A 13,218-nucleotide genomic window follows, 5' to 3' on the forward strand; every position below is an offset into this window, starting at 1 on the left:
GGGGCGTGCCACTGATCGGTGAACCCCTCGTCTGGTCCACGCCCCTGCGCACCCGGTTCCGCGGGATCGACGTGCGCGACGGCGTGCTCCTGCGCGGTGACGCCGGCTGGGGCGAGCTGTCCCCGTTCTGGGACTACGCCGACGAGGAGTCCGCCACCTGGCTGCGTGCCGCGCACGAGGCAGCCCTCACCGGCTGGCCCGCGCCCGTCCGCGACAGCGTCCCGGTGAACGTGACCGTCCCCGCCGTCGGCCCCGAGCGGGCGCGCGAGATCGTGCTCGCGTCCGGCGGCTGCCGCACCGCCAAGGTCAAGGTCGCCCAGCGCGGCCCGGACGGCACCCTCGAACCGGTGAGCGCCGAGGCGGAGCGGGTCGCCGCGGTCCGCGAGGCCCTCGGGCCCGGCGGCGCGATCCGCGTCGACGCCAACGCCGCCTGGACCCCCGACGAGGCCCTCGCCCACCTCGCCGAGATCGACCGTGCGGCCGGCGGTCTGGAGTACGTCGAGCAACCCTGCGCCGACGTCGACGAGCTGGCCTTGGTGCGCCGCAAGCAGGACGTGCCCGTCGCCGCCGACGAGTCGATCCGCCGTGCCTCCGACCCCCTGCGGGTCGTGCGCCAGGAGGCCGCCGACATCGTGGTCCTCAAGGTCCAGCCCCTCGGCGGTGTCCGCGCCTGCCTCGACCTCGCCGAACAGGTCGGGCTGCCCGTCGTCGTCTCGTCCGCCCTGGAGAGCTCGGTGGGCCTCGCCGCCGGCGTCGCGCTCGCCGCCGCCCTCCCCGAGCTGCCCTACGCCTGCGGGCTCGCGACGTCGCAGCTCCTGGTGCACGACGTCGTCGACCACCCGCTGCTCCCCGTCGACGGCGCGCTGCCTGTCCGGCGTCCCGAGCCGTCGCCGGCGGCGCTCGCAGCCGCGCCCACCGACGGCCCGACGACGGAACGCTGGCTCGCCCGCTACCGCCGCCTGACCCGCATCCTGGAGGACGCATGACCATCCCGCCCGCCGTGGCCTCCGCCCGCGCACTGGTCGCCGCCCTGGTCCGCCAGGGTGTGCAGGACGTCGTGCTCGCCCCCGGCTCCCGCAGCGCCCCCCTGGCCTACGCGGTCGCTGAGGCAGCCGACGCCGGCCGCGTCACGCTGCACGTGCGGGTCGACGAGCGGGACGCCGCGTTCCTTGCGCTGGGCCTGTCCAAGGGTGCGGAGGGTGCACCGGTCGCCGTCGTGACGACGTCGGGCACGGCCGTGGCCAACCTGCACCCCGCCGTGCTGGAGGCGAGCCACACAGGTCTGCCCCTGATCCTCCTGACCGCCGACCGGCCGCACGAGCTGCGCGGCACGGGGGCGTCGCAGACGACCGACCAGGTGGGCATCTTCGGCTCGGCGGTGCGGTTCGCGGTGGACGTGCCGGCGCCGTCGGCCGCGGGCGAACCGGAGCTCCGCGACCTGCGGCACGTCACGGCGCGCGCTGTCAGCGCGGCCCTGGGCTTCCGGTCGGGGCATCCCGGGCCGGTGCACCTGAACCTGGCGTTCCGGGACCCGCTGGCGCCCTCGGAACCCCTGCCGGGACTGCCCGGGGACGCGGCTCAGGAGGGCTACCCGAAGCCCGACCCGCCGCTCGTGATCCCCGCGGCGCTCCAGGACGCCGGGTCACCCGCGCTGCTGGGCGACCCGGCACACACCGTGGTCGTGGCCGGGGACGGCGCGGGGTCCCAGGCGCGCCGGCTCGCCGAGGCGCAGGGCTGGCCGCTGTTCGCGGAGCCGTCGTCCGGTGCGGTGGGCGGCCCCAACGCGGTGGCGGGGTACCGCGCGCTGCTCACGTCCGACGCCCTGGCGGGGGAGATCGAGCAGGTGGTCGTCCTCGGCCGGCCCACGCTGTCCCGGCCCGTGCAGCGGCTCCTCGGCCGTGCGGGCGTGACGGTCACGGTGGTCGCGCCGGGTGCCGGCCCGTGGCCCGACGCCGCCCGCAACGCCACCGTCGTGCTGCCCGGCCTGGCCGCGCCCTGGTTCGAGGAGACGGGTGGGCCGCCGAGCGACTTCCTGGAGCGCTGGCGCGACGCCGGCGCTCGTGCCGCTCGAGTCCTGGACGAGGTGACCTGCGACGACGCGGTGCTCGGCGGTCCGACGGCGCTGTCCGTGGCCCGGGCCGTCGCGGCGGTGCTCGGCCCGGACGACCTGCTCGTGGTCGGCTCGTCCAACCCGGTGCGCGACCTGGAGCTCGTGCTCGGCCTCGACGGTCCCGGCCCGGCCGTGCTGGCCAACCGGGGGCTCGCCGGCATCGACGGCACCGTGTCGACGGCGCTGGGCGTGGCCCTCGCCGCCGCACGGCGAGGCCTGCGCACGCGGGCGCTGCTGGGCGACCTCACGTTCCTGCACGACGTCGGCGGCCTGCTCCGCGGACCCGACGAACCGCCCGTGGACCTGGAGCTCGTCGTGGTCAACGACGACGGCGGGTCGATCTTCGCGACCCTCGAGCACGGGGCGCTCGCCGCGACCGGCAGCGCCGCGAGCGCCACCTTCGAGCGCGTGTTCGGCACGCCGCACGGGGCGAACCTGGCGCAGCTCTGCGCGGGCTACGGGGTGGACCACCAGCTCGTCAAGGACGTGCCGACCCTGCGGCACGCGCTCCAGGCGCCGAGCCACGGCGTCCAGGTGATCGAGGTCCGGGTGCCTCGCGCGGACCGGCTGGCGGAGACCCGGGACCTGGTGCGGCGCATCACGGAGGCGGCGGGGAGCGGCGGCCAGGGCTGACTGGGTTGGGTTGGGCTGGTTGGAGGCTGGGCGTGGCTGGGTTGGCCGGGGGCTTGCTGGGTTGGCCGGGCCGATCGAGCTGACCGGGCCGATCGAGCTGATCGAGCTGATCGGGCTGACCGGGCCGTTCGGGCCTGACCGGCCTGACCGGCCTGACCGGCTGACTGGGCTGACTGGGCTGACCGGCTGACCGGGCCTGACGGGCATGATCGGTGCGACCGGCTTGATCGCGTCTGTGGCTCAGGCCCCGGGGGTGAGGCTCAGCCCCGGCGGTTCGGTCCCTTGCTGTGTTCTTCCTGGCTGCTTCGGTCAGTTGCCGCGGGATCGGTCGCCCGATTGACCGATCTCGCGGCAACTGACCGAAGTGGCTTCGGCGGCGGGGGCAAGGGACCGATCTGGATGTTCAGGTGCCGAGGCAGGCGGTCCTTCCAGCCGGCGTCGAGGGCGTGCAGGGAACTCACAGGTACACGTAAGGGTGGGACAAGGATCGAGGTGTCAACTAGTGGTGACTTCAAGGAGGGTCACCGATGAACGACGAGAACAGCACCACTCCGCGGCCGGACCAGCAGGCGGCCGGGGCGCAGCCCACCGAGCAGCTGCCCGCGGCCCAGCACACGCAGCAGCTCCCGGTCCAGAACCCGGCGCCGGCCCAGGGCCCCGCGTCGGACGTGGCACCTGAGCAGTCCTCGAACGCCGGGCGCGCGCCCGCGCAGCCGTCGGCCCCCGTACAGCCCGCGGCCCCGGCGCAGCCCGTCACTGTGGTGCAGCCCGCGGTCGGCGCGCAGCAGCCCTCGGCTCCGGCGCCCGCCTCGGCTCCGGTGACCGGCGCCCCCGCCCAGCAGCCGGCGGCCCAGCAGCCGGTGGCTCAGCAGCCGGTGGCCCAGCACCCGACATCCCACCAGACGGCAACCCACCAGACGGCAACCCACCAGACGGCAACCCACCAGCCGACCGCCGCCCAGGCACCCGCCCCGCAGCAGCCCGCCCACCAGCAGCCCGCCCACCAGCACTCGGGTCACGAACAGCCCGCCCACCAGACCCCGCCGTCGCACGCACCGGCCGCACACACCCCGGCCACCACCCCGGCCACCACCCCGGCCACCACCCCGCCCTCGGTCCCCGTAGGCGCCGCCCCGGCCCCCGCCGGCGGTTCGGGCTCCGGCTACACCAACCCCTACGCCCTGCCGGCCACGGCGTCGGACGAGCCGAAGCCGACCGCGCGCAACCGCACCTGGGTTCCGGTGGTCAGCGCCGCGGCGGCCGCGGCGCTGCTGGCCAGCCTCGGCACGGCGGGTGCCATCGCCATCACCGGCGACGGCTCGGACGCGGCCTCCCTGGCCGACGTCGGGCAGTCGAGCAGCGAGAACGTGCCGGTCAAGAGCTCGACCGTGCAGAACCCGAACTGGACCGAGGTCACCTCGGCCGTGCAGAAGTCCGTGGTGTCGATCCAGGTGGAGAGCCAGTCGGGCGGGGCCGAGGGCTCCGGCGTCGTGCTGGACTCCGAGGGGCACGTGCTGACCAACAACCACGTGGTGTCCGGCGCGACGACGGTGCAGGTGACGCTCAGCGACGGCCGCGTGTACGAGGCCGACATCGTCGGCACCGACCCGACGACCGATCTCGCGGTCGTCCAGCTCTCCGACCCGCCGTCGGACCTCGAGCCGGCCACCTTCGCCGACTCCGACGACGTGGCCGTGGGCGAGCCCGTCATGGCGCTCGGCAACCCGCTGGGTCTGGCGAACACGGCCACGACCGGCATCGTGTCCGCCCTCGACCGCCCGGTCACGGCCAGTGCCGAGGACGGGTCCGACCAGGTCGTGACCAACGCGATCCAGATCGACGCCGCGGTGAACCCGGGCAACTCCGGTGGCCCGCTGTTCAACGCGTCCGGTGAGGTCATCGGCATCACGTCGTCGATCGCGACCCTGTCGGGCTCCTCGAACAGCTCGGGCTCGATCGGCCTCGGCTTCGCCATCCCGTCGAACCTGGCCTCCCAGATCGGCGACCAGCTCAAGGAGGACGGCACCGCGGAGCACGCGTTCCTCGGCGTCACCCTCTCCGACGCGGAGGCCACGGCCGACGGCGTCACGCGCCGTGGCGCGGGTGTCCAGGACGTCGTCGCCGACTCGCCGGCGGGCGACGCGGGCATCCAGCAGGGTGACGTGATCGTCGCGATCGACGGCGACCCCGTCAACGGTTCGGCGTCGCTCACGGCGTTCGTGCGGGAGAAGGACGCCGGCGACAAGGCGGTCCTGACGGTCGTGCGCGACGGCAGCACCGAGGAGGTCACCGTGACGCTCGCCGTCAAGGAGGAGTCCGCCGCCACGCCGGACCAGGGTTCGCAGGGTCAGGTCCCGGGCCAGGGCGGCTCCGGATCGGACCAGAGCAACCCGAACAACATCCCCGACTGGCTCCAGGAGTTCTTCGACAACCAGGGCTGAGCCCGGCCGTACCGAACCCCCAGGACACCCCGTGTGACCTGGGGGTTCGGTGCGTATTCGCGTTCAGCGGGTGAACCTTGCCCGGCCGGTCTAAGTTGGTCCGCGTGTCTGGGACGTACACCGTGGTCAGGACCTTGGGACGGGCGGATGCCGCACACGACATCCTCGAAGAGCTGCCCGAGTGGTTCGGCATCGACCGGTTCACGCACGAGTACGTCGAGGCGGCCGCCCGCTTCCCCAACTACGTGGCGGTCGCCGCGCCCGAGGCGGAGCCGGCGTGGGCGGCGTCCGGCGGTCCGGACCCTGCCCGGGCGCGAGAGGCCGGGCCAGGTCCGGCGCACCTCGGGGCCGACGGCGGCGCCGTCCCCACGGCCGACGTGCTCGGGGTGCTGCTGCTCGACCAGCGCTACCCCACGTCGGCCGAGGTGCACCTGCTCGCCGTGCGGCGCAAGCACCATCGCTCGGGCATCGGGCGCACCCTGCTGGAACGGGTCGAGGACGACCTGCGCGCCCAGGGGGTGCGGCTGCTGAGCGTGAAGACGCTCGGGCCGTCGGCGTCCGACCCGGGTTTCGACCAGACCCGCGCCTTCTACGCCGCGTGCGGCTTCCACCCGGTGGAGGAGTTCCCCGACCTCTGGGCCGGGGACCCCTGCCTCCTGATGGTCAAGGCGCTCTGACGCCGGGGTGTCAGGGGAGGGCGGGCGAGCCGAACAGGGCCTCCGCGGCCCCCGGCACGACGGCGGCGACGACGCCGCCCAGGCTGCGCTCCAGGTAGCCGACGAGCTCCTCGGCGGCGAGGTCGGAGTTGATGCCGCCGTCGACGAGCGCCTGCTCGGCCAGTGCGACCCAGGAGCGGACGGCGATGCGCAGCAGCTCGGTGTCCGGCACGCCCAGCTCCAGGAGCACGGCGAGGGCGCGCTCGGTCTGCTCGCGCCGCGCGTCCTCGATGACGGCGCGCACCTCCTCGTCACCGCTGGCCGCGCCCCGCACGAGCGAGTAGAACGTGGGCCCGTGCTCCCGCACGTAGGCGACGAGCCTGGTCAGCGTGCTGGCCAGGCGTTCGGACGGCGGCAGCTCGGGCAGCGGCTCGGACGCGTGCAGCATCGAGTCGCGGGCGCGGCGCACGATCTCGTGGTGCAGGCCGTTCTTGGATCCGAAGTAGTAGTAGACGAGACCCGTCGAGACACCGGCTTCGGCGGCGATCTCCTCGACGGTCACCTCGGCCAGGGGGCGGTCCGCGAGGGTGGCGACCCCGAGGGCCACGAGCTGGTTACGACGTTCCTCCGGGCGCAGGCGCGTGCGTCGGGCTGTTGCCATGTGTCGAGCATATCGGGCATGCTTTGCGCCGCCGTCGGGGGGTCAATTGACGGTGACTCAGTAATCGCGCTAACGTCGCCGCGGAGCGACGATGCGGTCGCTCACATTGGGATCGAGGGGAACACCAATGAAGCTCAGCAAGCTCACGGGGTCGCGCAAGGGTCGCGTGGCTCTCGCAGTCATTCCGGTCACCATCGCCGCCAGCGTCCTGCTGGGCGGGGTCGCCCAGGGCGCCGTGCCCGTCTCGTTCGCCATCTCCGGCAGCCAGTTCAAGATCGGCGCCGACCAGCTCGCCGGCACCGGCTTCTCGCAGTACGCGGGCGTGGCCACGGCGTCGGACGGTACCCAGCACCCGGCCGCCATCGCCAACATCAAGGACGCACAGCTCTACAACCTGTGCCAGTCCGTCGTGCAGGACACGCCGCTCGGCAAGGTCGGCCTGCTGATCTCCGCCGGCACCGGTGACGAGCCCGCGAAGGCCACCGACCTGCAGATCGGCATGAACGACCTGTCGGGCACCGCGATCTTCAAGAACATCCGCATCGGCGTGGACGCCTCGACCGTGAACACGGCCAAGAAGGGCGACGCCGGCGACTTCGCCATGGACTCCGACTCGGTCGACATCTCCAACCTGGAGCAGGTCTCCTGGAGCACGCAGGCCGCCGTCTTCCAGCTCACGGACCTCAGCCTCAAGATCACGGACGGCACCGAGTGCTTCTGAGTCCGGACGGCCAGGCGCCCGCCGGCCGCCCCGGACTTCGCGCGAGGCTCGCGGGCTGGCGCAGGGACTTCCGTCCCTGGCGCCGGCAGCGGCCGTTCGTCGGGGGTGTGCTGGTAGCGCTCGCGGGCCTGGAGATGCTCCTGTCCGGCCCGATCAAGCTGGACCAGTTCGGCATGAACATCGTGCTGAGGTTCGGCGTGGAGGGCGCGCAGGCGACGATCCTGCCGCTGGCGCTGACGCTGCTCGGGATCCTCTCGATCGCGCAGCCGGTGCACCGGATCTTCTACGGCGTGATCGCGCTCGCGATCTCCGTCTACTCGATCGCGGGCGTGAACCTCGGCGGCTGGGTCGTCGGGTTCCTGCTCGGCGTGGTCGGCGGCGTCATCGTGGTCTCGTGGGCGCCGACGCCGCAGACGGCGGAGGGTGACCGGGAGGCCGACGAGACGGCGAGCGGCGCGGCGCGGGACGACGATCCGGCGCCCGGCGCGGACGCGAGCGGCGCGACGCCCGCTGACGAGCCGCGGTCCGGGAGCGCCGACGAGCCGCGACCCGGCAGCGCCGACGAGCCGCGACCCGGCAGCGCCGGTGAGCCCGGAGCGGGGACGTCGGACGGCGCCGCCGACGGCGACGTCGACCCGGCGCCGCAGGAGGCGCCGCCGGGCGGAGGCTCGGCGGCCGACGGGTCGCGGGACGGCGCGTCGCGCGACACCACGGCGGCCGCCGAGACCGAGGCGATCCCCAAGGTGGAGTCGCTGAGCGGTGCCCTGCGGGCGCTGTCCCAGAAGTCGGCGGCGGTCGTGGTGGCCGGAGCGCTGGCCCTCGCCGGTACGAGCGTGCCCGCGTCCGCCTCCGACGCCGACGTCTCGACCCGGTCGGACGACTCGTTCTGGTGCGTCGTCTTCGGCGCCTGTGACGACGAGGGGACGGCGGACCCGTCGGCCTCGCCGTCGCCGTCGACCGGCGCGACCGACCCGGGGACGGGCGAGACCGCCGACCCGGGGGAGGAGACCGGCGGGACCGAGGAGCCGGGCTCGGCGGGAGACCCGGACGGGACCGGCGACACTGGCAGCACCGGCGACACCGGCGACACCGGCGCGGGCTCGGCCGGCGACACCGGGGACACGACCGGCGCGGGCACGGGCCGGGGTGACGCCGCCACGGGCGAGGACACGTCCGAGTGCCAGGAACCCACGCAGGACGGTGAGGTGCCGCCCGAGGAGGCGGACGTCGCACCGTCCGACCCGTGCGGTGAGATCGACCCGCAGGAGACGATCGAGGAGGCGCTGCAGACCGAGCTCGGCACGTGCGTCAAGGTCAGCTTCGGCGGAAAGTACGACCTCAACGTGGCCCTGCCGGGGCAGTGCGGGGCGCGCGAGGACGGCAACGTCTTCTCGCTGCCCGCCGACCTGGAGAGCCGGGACCTGACGATCCCGCTCACGGGCATCAACGGCATCGGCCTGGCGAACGTGCCGGTCAAGGGTGACGGCGGCGGCCGCAGGGACGCGATCAAGATCTCGGCGGACAAGGTGGTCGTCGACGGGTTCTGGCTCAAGTCGTACGCCTACGACCACGGCACCGTGGCGGGCACGGACACCCGGGCGAACTTCGTCTCGCTGGAGGGCGACGCCCACATGTACGTGTCGTCGATCCACGCGAACCTGCCCGACGGTCAGGACCTCCTGGAGGTCGCGACCAAGGTGCTGGAGGGCGCGTCGCTCATCGAGCTGCTGCTCACGGCCACCGACGCGCGCATGGGCTTCCTGGGTGCCACCTCCGACATCCAGGTCTGGGACCACTTCCGCGAGCAGGTCTGGGGCGACCCCACGGACCCGATCGGCAAGGGCCCCACGGCCGGCACCCCCTGATCACCCGTTGAGTGCGGGACATTCGCCCTTCCTCGTGTGCCAGAAGGGCGAATGTCCCGCACTCAACGGGTGCCGAGGGCGTAGCGCATCGGGTCCAGCTTGGCCTCCGACTCCGCCAGCTCCGCGGCGGGGTCCGAGGCCGCCACGATGCCGCAGCCCGCGAAGAGGCGGATGTGGTGGCGGTCCTTGGCCGAGATCTCGGCCGAGCGCAGGGCGATGCCCCACTCGCCGTCGCCGTCGGCGCCCACCCAGCCCACCGGGCCGGCGTAGCGTGCGCGGTCCAGGCCCTCGATCTCCCGGATCAGGTCGCGCGCCGCCGTGGTCGGCGTGCCGCAGACGGCGGCGCTCGGGTGCAGCGCCGCGGCGAGCGACAGGGACGACGGCGGACGCCGGGCCGAGGTCGCCCCCTGGTCGGTGAGCACGCCCGTCACATCGGTCGCCAGGTGCATCACGTTCGGCAGGTGCAGCACGAACGGCGCCTCGGGCACGTTCATGGACGAGCAGAAGGGCTCCAGGGCGGCCGCCACCGACCGGACGGCGAACTCGTGCTCCTCCAGGTCCTTCGAGGACCGGGCGAGCTGGGCGGCGCGCAGCAGGTCGGCGTCGTCCGCCGTCCCGTCGTCGGCGCCGGTGTCCGCGGCCGACGACGCCTCGGCGTGCTCGCGGCGGATGGTGCCCGCCAGCACGCGCGAGGTGACCAGGCCCTTCTCGCTGCGGACCAGGAGCTCCGGCGTCGCGCCCACCATGCCGTCCACGCTGAACGTCCAGCACGCCTCGTACGCCGTCGCGAGACGGCCCAGCAGGTGCCGGGTGTCGATCGGCTGCTCGGCGGTGGCGACGACGTCGCGGGCGAGCACCACCTTCTCCAGCTCGCCCGCCTGGATCCGGGCGATGCCCTCGGCTACCACGGCCGGCCAGTCCTCGGCACCCACCGCGCCGTCGGCCAGGGCGACCCGTCCGGGCTCGGTCACGGGCTGCCGCGGATAGGCGGACAGCAGGTCCTCGCCCACGGGGGCCGACCGGTCGCCCACCAGCGAGATCGTGGTGAGCCACGACCGCTCGCCCCGTCGTCCGACGACGACGCGCGGCACGATCAGCACCCCGCTCGCCCGCGCTGCGTCCTCCTCGTCACCGGGCGAGACGTCGTCGAACGCGAAGCTACCGAACGCGACCAGGCCGCTGCCGGGCAGGGCCACGTCGTCGTGCACCAGGGCGCGGTCGAGCACCGTGCGCCACTTGTCGTCGGCGTCGGCGAACCGGCCCGGGCCGAACGTCTCGAACCGCAGCGCCTCGCCCCACCCCACCAGGCCGTCGCCGTGCCGCACCCAGGCCAGCGCGTTGGTGTCCGGGAGCCGGTCGATCAGCGCGGTGGCGCCGTCGGCGAGGTCGTCGATCGCGACCGTGCGGACCACGAGCTGCGGTCCGTCGGGCGCACCCCGGGGCGCGTCGTCGGACGGGAGCGGCGCCTCGGTCACCCAGACGTCGTACGGGGCGGTGGACGCGCCGGGCGCGCCGCCGGAAGGTGAAGCGATCATCAGGCTCAGGATAAGCGCGGCCGGGAGGCGCCAGGGTGCTTGGTCGCCGAGGTCACAGCGGGGTCGCTCGCCGCCGGACCCGGCGCGTCCCCGGAGCGCCCGCCGGCCCCGGCCCGGCCCTCGGGCGTGGGACGATGACGGCATGTCCCGCGCAAGCCTGGAGAAGAAGCCGGCCGAGGTCGCGTCGATGTTCGACGGGATCGCCGCCCGCTACGACCTGACCAACGACCTGATCTCACTGGGCCAGGACCGGCGCTGGCGCCGTCTCACGGTCGAGGCCGTCGCCGCGATGCCGGGCGAGCGCGTGCTCGACCTCGCCGCCGGTACGGGCACCAGCAGCGAGCCGTTCGCGGCCGACGGCGCCTTCGTGGTCCCGTCCGACTTCTCGATCGGCATGCTGCAGGTGGGCAAGCGGCGCCGCCCCGACCTGCCGTTCGTCGCGGGGGACGCCACCCGGCTGCCCTTCGCCGACGAGTCGTTCGACGCCGTGACGATCAGCTTCGGCCTGCGCAACGTCGTGGACACGAGCGCCGCGCTGACGGAGATGCGGCGCGTGGTGCGGCCGGGCGGCCGCATCGTGATCTGCGAGTTCTCCACCCCCACCTGGGCGCCGTTCCGCAAGGTCTACCAGGAGTACCTGATGCGCGCGCTGCCGCTGGTGGCGAACGCCGTGACCCGGGACAAGGGGTCCTACGACTACCTGGCGGAGTCCATCCGGGGCTGGCACGACCAGGTCGGCCTGGCGAAGCTCATGCTGGAGGCCGGGTGGGAGCACGCCGCCTACCGCAACGTCTCGGGCGGCATCGTGGCCCTCCACCGGGCGGTCCGCGTGGCCTGACGGCGCGGCAGCGCGGCTCGGCGAGGGGGGGGGGGGGGGGGGGGGGGGGGGGGGGCCCCGGCGGGGGGCCCCCCCCCCCCGCCCCGCCGCCCGGGGGGGGGGGGGGGGGGGGCGCGCCCGCGGGGGGGGGGGGGGGGCGGCGGCCGGGGGGGGGGCGGCGGCGCGCCGCCCCCGGGGGGGGGGGGGGGGGCGCGGCGCCCGGCCCCCCCCCCCCCCCCCCCCCCCCCCCACCTCGCTGTGCTGTGCCGGGCCTGCGCCCGCGGAGGGGCCTTGGGGGGCCTCCTCAAGTAAGGGGAACCTTCCTACACAATCCCCCCTAAGTGTGGCTAGGGTGTCGGTGTTGTGACAGGGTTCACAAGGACTTGTCGTCAAGTCCGGAAGAGCCCCGCACAGCGAGGTCAGCAACGGCCAGCAGCGGGTTCCCAACGGGGGTGAACGTGCGAAGAGAGAGACGCGACGACGCGGACGTCATCGTGGTGGGCGCCGGCCCGGCCGGCTCGTCCACCGCGCACTGGTGCGCGGCCGCGGGTCTCGACGTGCTGCTGCTGGAAAAGGGTGAGTTTCCCCGCGACAAGATCTGCGGCGACGGCCTGACGCCGCGCGCCGTGGCGGAGCTGGTCCGGATGGGCGTGCCGACCCGCGAGGAGGACGGCTGGATCCGCAACCGCGGCCTGCGCGTCCACGGCGGGGGCCGGTCCTACGAGCTGGACTGGCCCGCCCTCACGACCTACCCGGGCTACGGCATGGCCCGTGCCCGGATGACGCTGGACCACACCCTCGCGCAGCACGCGCAGGCGAGCGGCGCCAAGCTGCTGGAGCGCACCAAGGTCACCGGCCCGGTGCGGGACGACGCAGGCCGCGTGGTCGGTGTCACGGCGCAGCCGCTCGACGCCCGCGGGCGTGCCGAGGGCCCCGTCAAGGAGTTCCGCGCCCCGGTCGTGGTGGCGGCCGACGGCGTGAGCTCCCGCTTCGCGCTCGGCATCGGCCGGGAGCGTCGCGACGACCGCCCCATGGGCACCGCCGTCCGCGCCTACTACCGCACACCGCGCCACGACGACCCCTTCATGGAGTCGCACCTGGAGCTCTGGGACGGAGAGCCCGGCAAGAGCGACCTGCTGCCCGGCTACGGGTGGATCTTCCCGCTCGGCGACGGCACGGTGAACGTGGGCCTGGGCAGCGTGGCGTCCACGCCCGCCCGACAGTCCGCGGCCGGGATCGACTACCGGCGTCTCATGGAGACCTGGCTCGCCAAGAGCGCGCCGGAGGACTGGGACCTGGTGCACGAGCCCGAGCGCGGCCCGATCCGCGGCGCGGCCCTGCCCATGGGCTTCAACCGTGGCCCCCTGTACGCCGACGGCGTGCTGCTGGCCGGCGACTCCGCCGGCATGGTCAGCCCGTTCAACGGCGAGGGCATCGCGTACGGGCTGCAGGCGGGACGCGTCGCGGCCGAGGCGATCAGCCAGGCCCGGCACAAGAGCACCGACGCGGCCCGCGAGGCCACGCTCGCCACGTACGGCGAGCGCATGCGCGACGACCTCGGCGGGTACTACACGCTGGGCCGCTGGTTCGTGCGGCTCATCGAGCACCCCGAGATCATGCGGACCTGCGTCCGGTACGGCCTGCCGCGCAAGGTCGTCATGCAGTTCACGCTCAAGCTCCTGTCCGACTGCTACGAGCCGCACGGCGGCGACTGGGTCGACCGCGTCATCGCGGGGCTGACCAGGGTGGTCCCGAGCGCATGAGCATCACGTCCACGAA

Annotated in this window: 10 protein-coding genes; 8 read left to right on the plus strand and 2 right to left on the minus strand. The window is 74.3% G+C overall.

The window, feature by feature from the left end:
- The first annotated feature begins 5 nt into the window (after positions 1-5).
- The 4 genes from ACIBBF_RS10505 to ACIBBF_RS10520 all read left to right on the plus strand — a co-directional run bounded on the left by ACIBBF_RS10505 (position 6) and on the right by ACIBBF_RS10520 (position 5,861).
- Positions 6-986, plus strand: a complete 981-nt coding sequence (locus tag ACIBBF_RS10505) for an o-succinylbenzoate synthase (protein WP_397413024.1) — start codon at positions 6-8, stop codon at positions 984-986.
- Positions 983-2,743, plus strand: a complete 1,761-nt coding sequence (gene menD / locus ACIBBF_RS10510) for a 2-succinyl-5-enolpyruvyl-6-hydroxy-3-cyclohexene-1-carboxylic-acid synthase (RefSeq protein ID WP_397413025.1) — start codon at positions 983-985, stop codon at positions 2,741-2,743. The genes ACIBBF_RS10505 and menD overlap by 4 nt, the downstream gene beginning before the upstream one ends.
- Positions 2,744-3,270: 527 nt before the next feature.
- Positions 3,271-5,184, plus strand: coding sequence for a trypsin-like peptidase domain-containing protein (locus ACIBBF_RS10515; protein WP_397413026.1), 1,914 nt, complete (start codon positions 3,271-3,273; stop codon positions 5,182-5,184).
- Positions 5,185-5,288: 104 nt separating this feature from the next.
- Positions 5,289-5,861: a GNAT family N-acetyltransferase gene (locus ACIBBF_RS10520; protein ID WP_397413027.1), complete on the plus strand. Its 573-nt coding sequence runs from the start codon at positions 5,289-5,291 to the stop codon at positions 5,859-5,861.
- Positions 5,862-5,871: 10 nt separating this feature from the next.
- On the opposite strand, the gene ACIBBF_RS10525 is transcribed toward ACIBBF_RS10520, so the two are convergent.
- Positions 5,872-6,501: a TetR/AcrR family transcriptional regulator gene (locus ACIBBF_RS10525; protein WP_397413028.1), complete on the minus strand. Its 630-nt coding sequence runs from the start codon at positions 6,499-6,501 to the stop codon at positions 5,872-5,874.
- A gap of 127 nt (positions 6,502-6,628) precedes the next feature.
- On the opposite strand from ACIBBF_RS10525, the gene ACIBBF_RS10530 reads away from it, so the two are divergent.
- Both ACIBBF_RS10530 and ACIBBF_RS10535 read left to right on the plus strand, forming a co-directional pair.
- A complete protein-coding gene (locus ACIBBF_RS10530) occupies positions 6,629-7,222 on the plus strand; it encodes a DUF6230 family protein (protein WP_119140063.1) in 594 nt (197 codons plus the stop codon).
- Complete coding sequence (locus tag ACIBBF_RS10535; protein ID WP_397413029.1) at positions 7,213-9,087, plus strand: DUF6114 domain-containing protein; 1,875 nt, start codon at positions 7,213-7,215, stop codon at positions 9,085-9,087. The genes ACIBBF_RS10530 and ACIBBF_RS10535 overlap by 10 nt, the downstream gene beginning before the upstream one ends.
- Before the next feature lie 62 nt (positions 9,088-9,149).
- Here the strand turns inward: ACIBBF_RS10535 and ACIBBF_RS10540 are convergent, their stop codons facing one another.
- Positions 9,150-10,622, minus strand: coding sequence for an isochorismate synthase MenF (locus ACIBBF_RS10540; protein ID WP_397413030.1), 1,473 nt, complete (start codon positions 10,620-10,622; stop codon positions 9,150-9,152).
- A 142-nt stretch (positions 10,623-10,764) separates the two neighbouring features.
- Here ACIBBF_RS10540 and ACIBBF_RS10545 point away from each other — a divergent pair, with 142 nt between their 5' ends.
- The gene (locus tag ACIBBF_RS10545) at positions 10,765-11,460 is read left to right on the plus strand and encodes a demethylmenaquinone methyltransferase (RefSeq protein WP_397413031.1); all 696 of its coding nucleotides are present in this window, start codon (positions 10,765-10,767) and stop codon (positions 11,458-11,460) included.
- A gap of 437 nt (positions 11,461-11,897) precedes the next feature.
- A complete protein-coding gene (locus ACIBBF_RS10550; RefSeq protein WP_397413032.1) occupies positions 11,898-13,202 on the plus strand; it encodes a geranylgeranyl reductase family protein in 1,305 nt (434 codons plus the stop codon).
- Positions 13,203-13,218: the final 16 nt, after the last annotated feature.

The sequence above is a fragment of the Promicromonospora sp. NPDC050880 genome (genome assembly GCF_044456525.1).
Classification (GTDB): Bacteria; Actinomycetota; Actinomycetes; order Actinomycetales; family Cellulomonadaceae; genus Promicromonospora.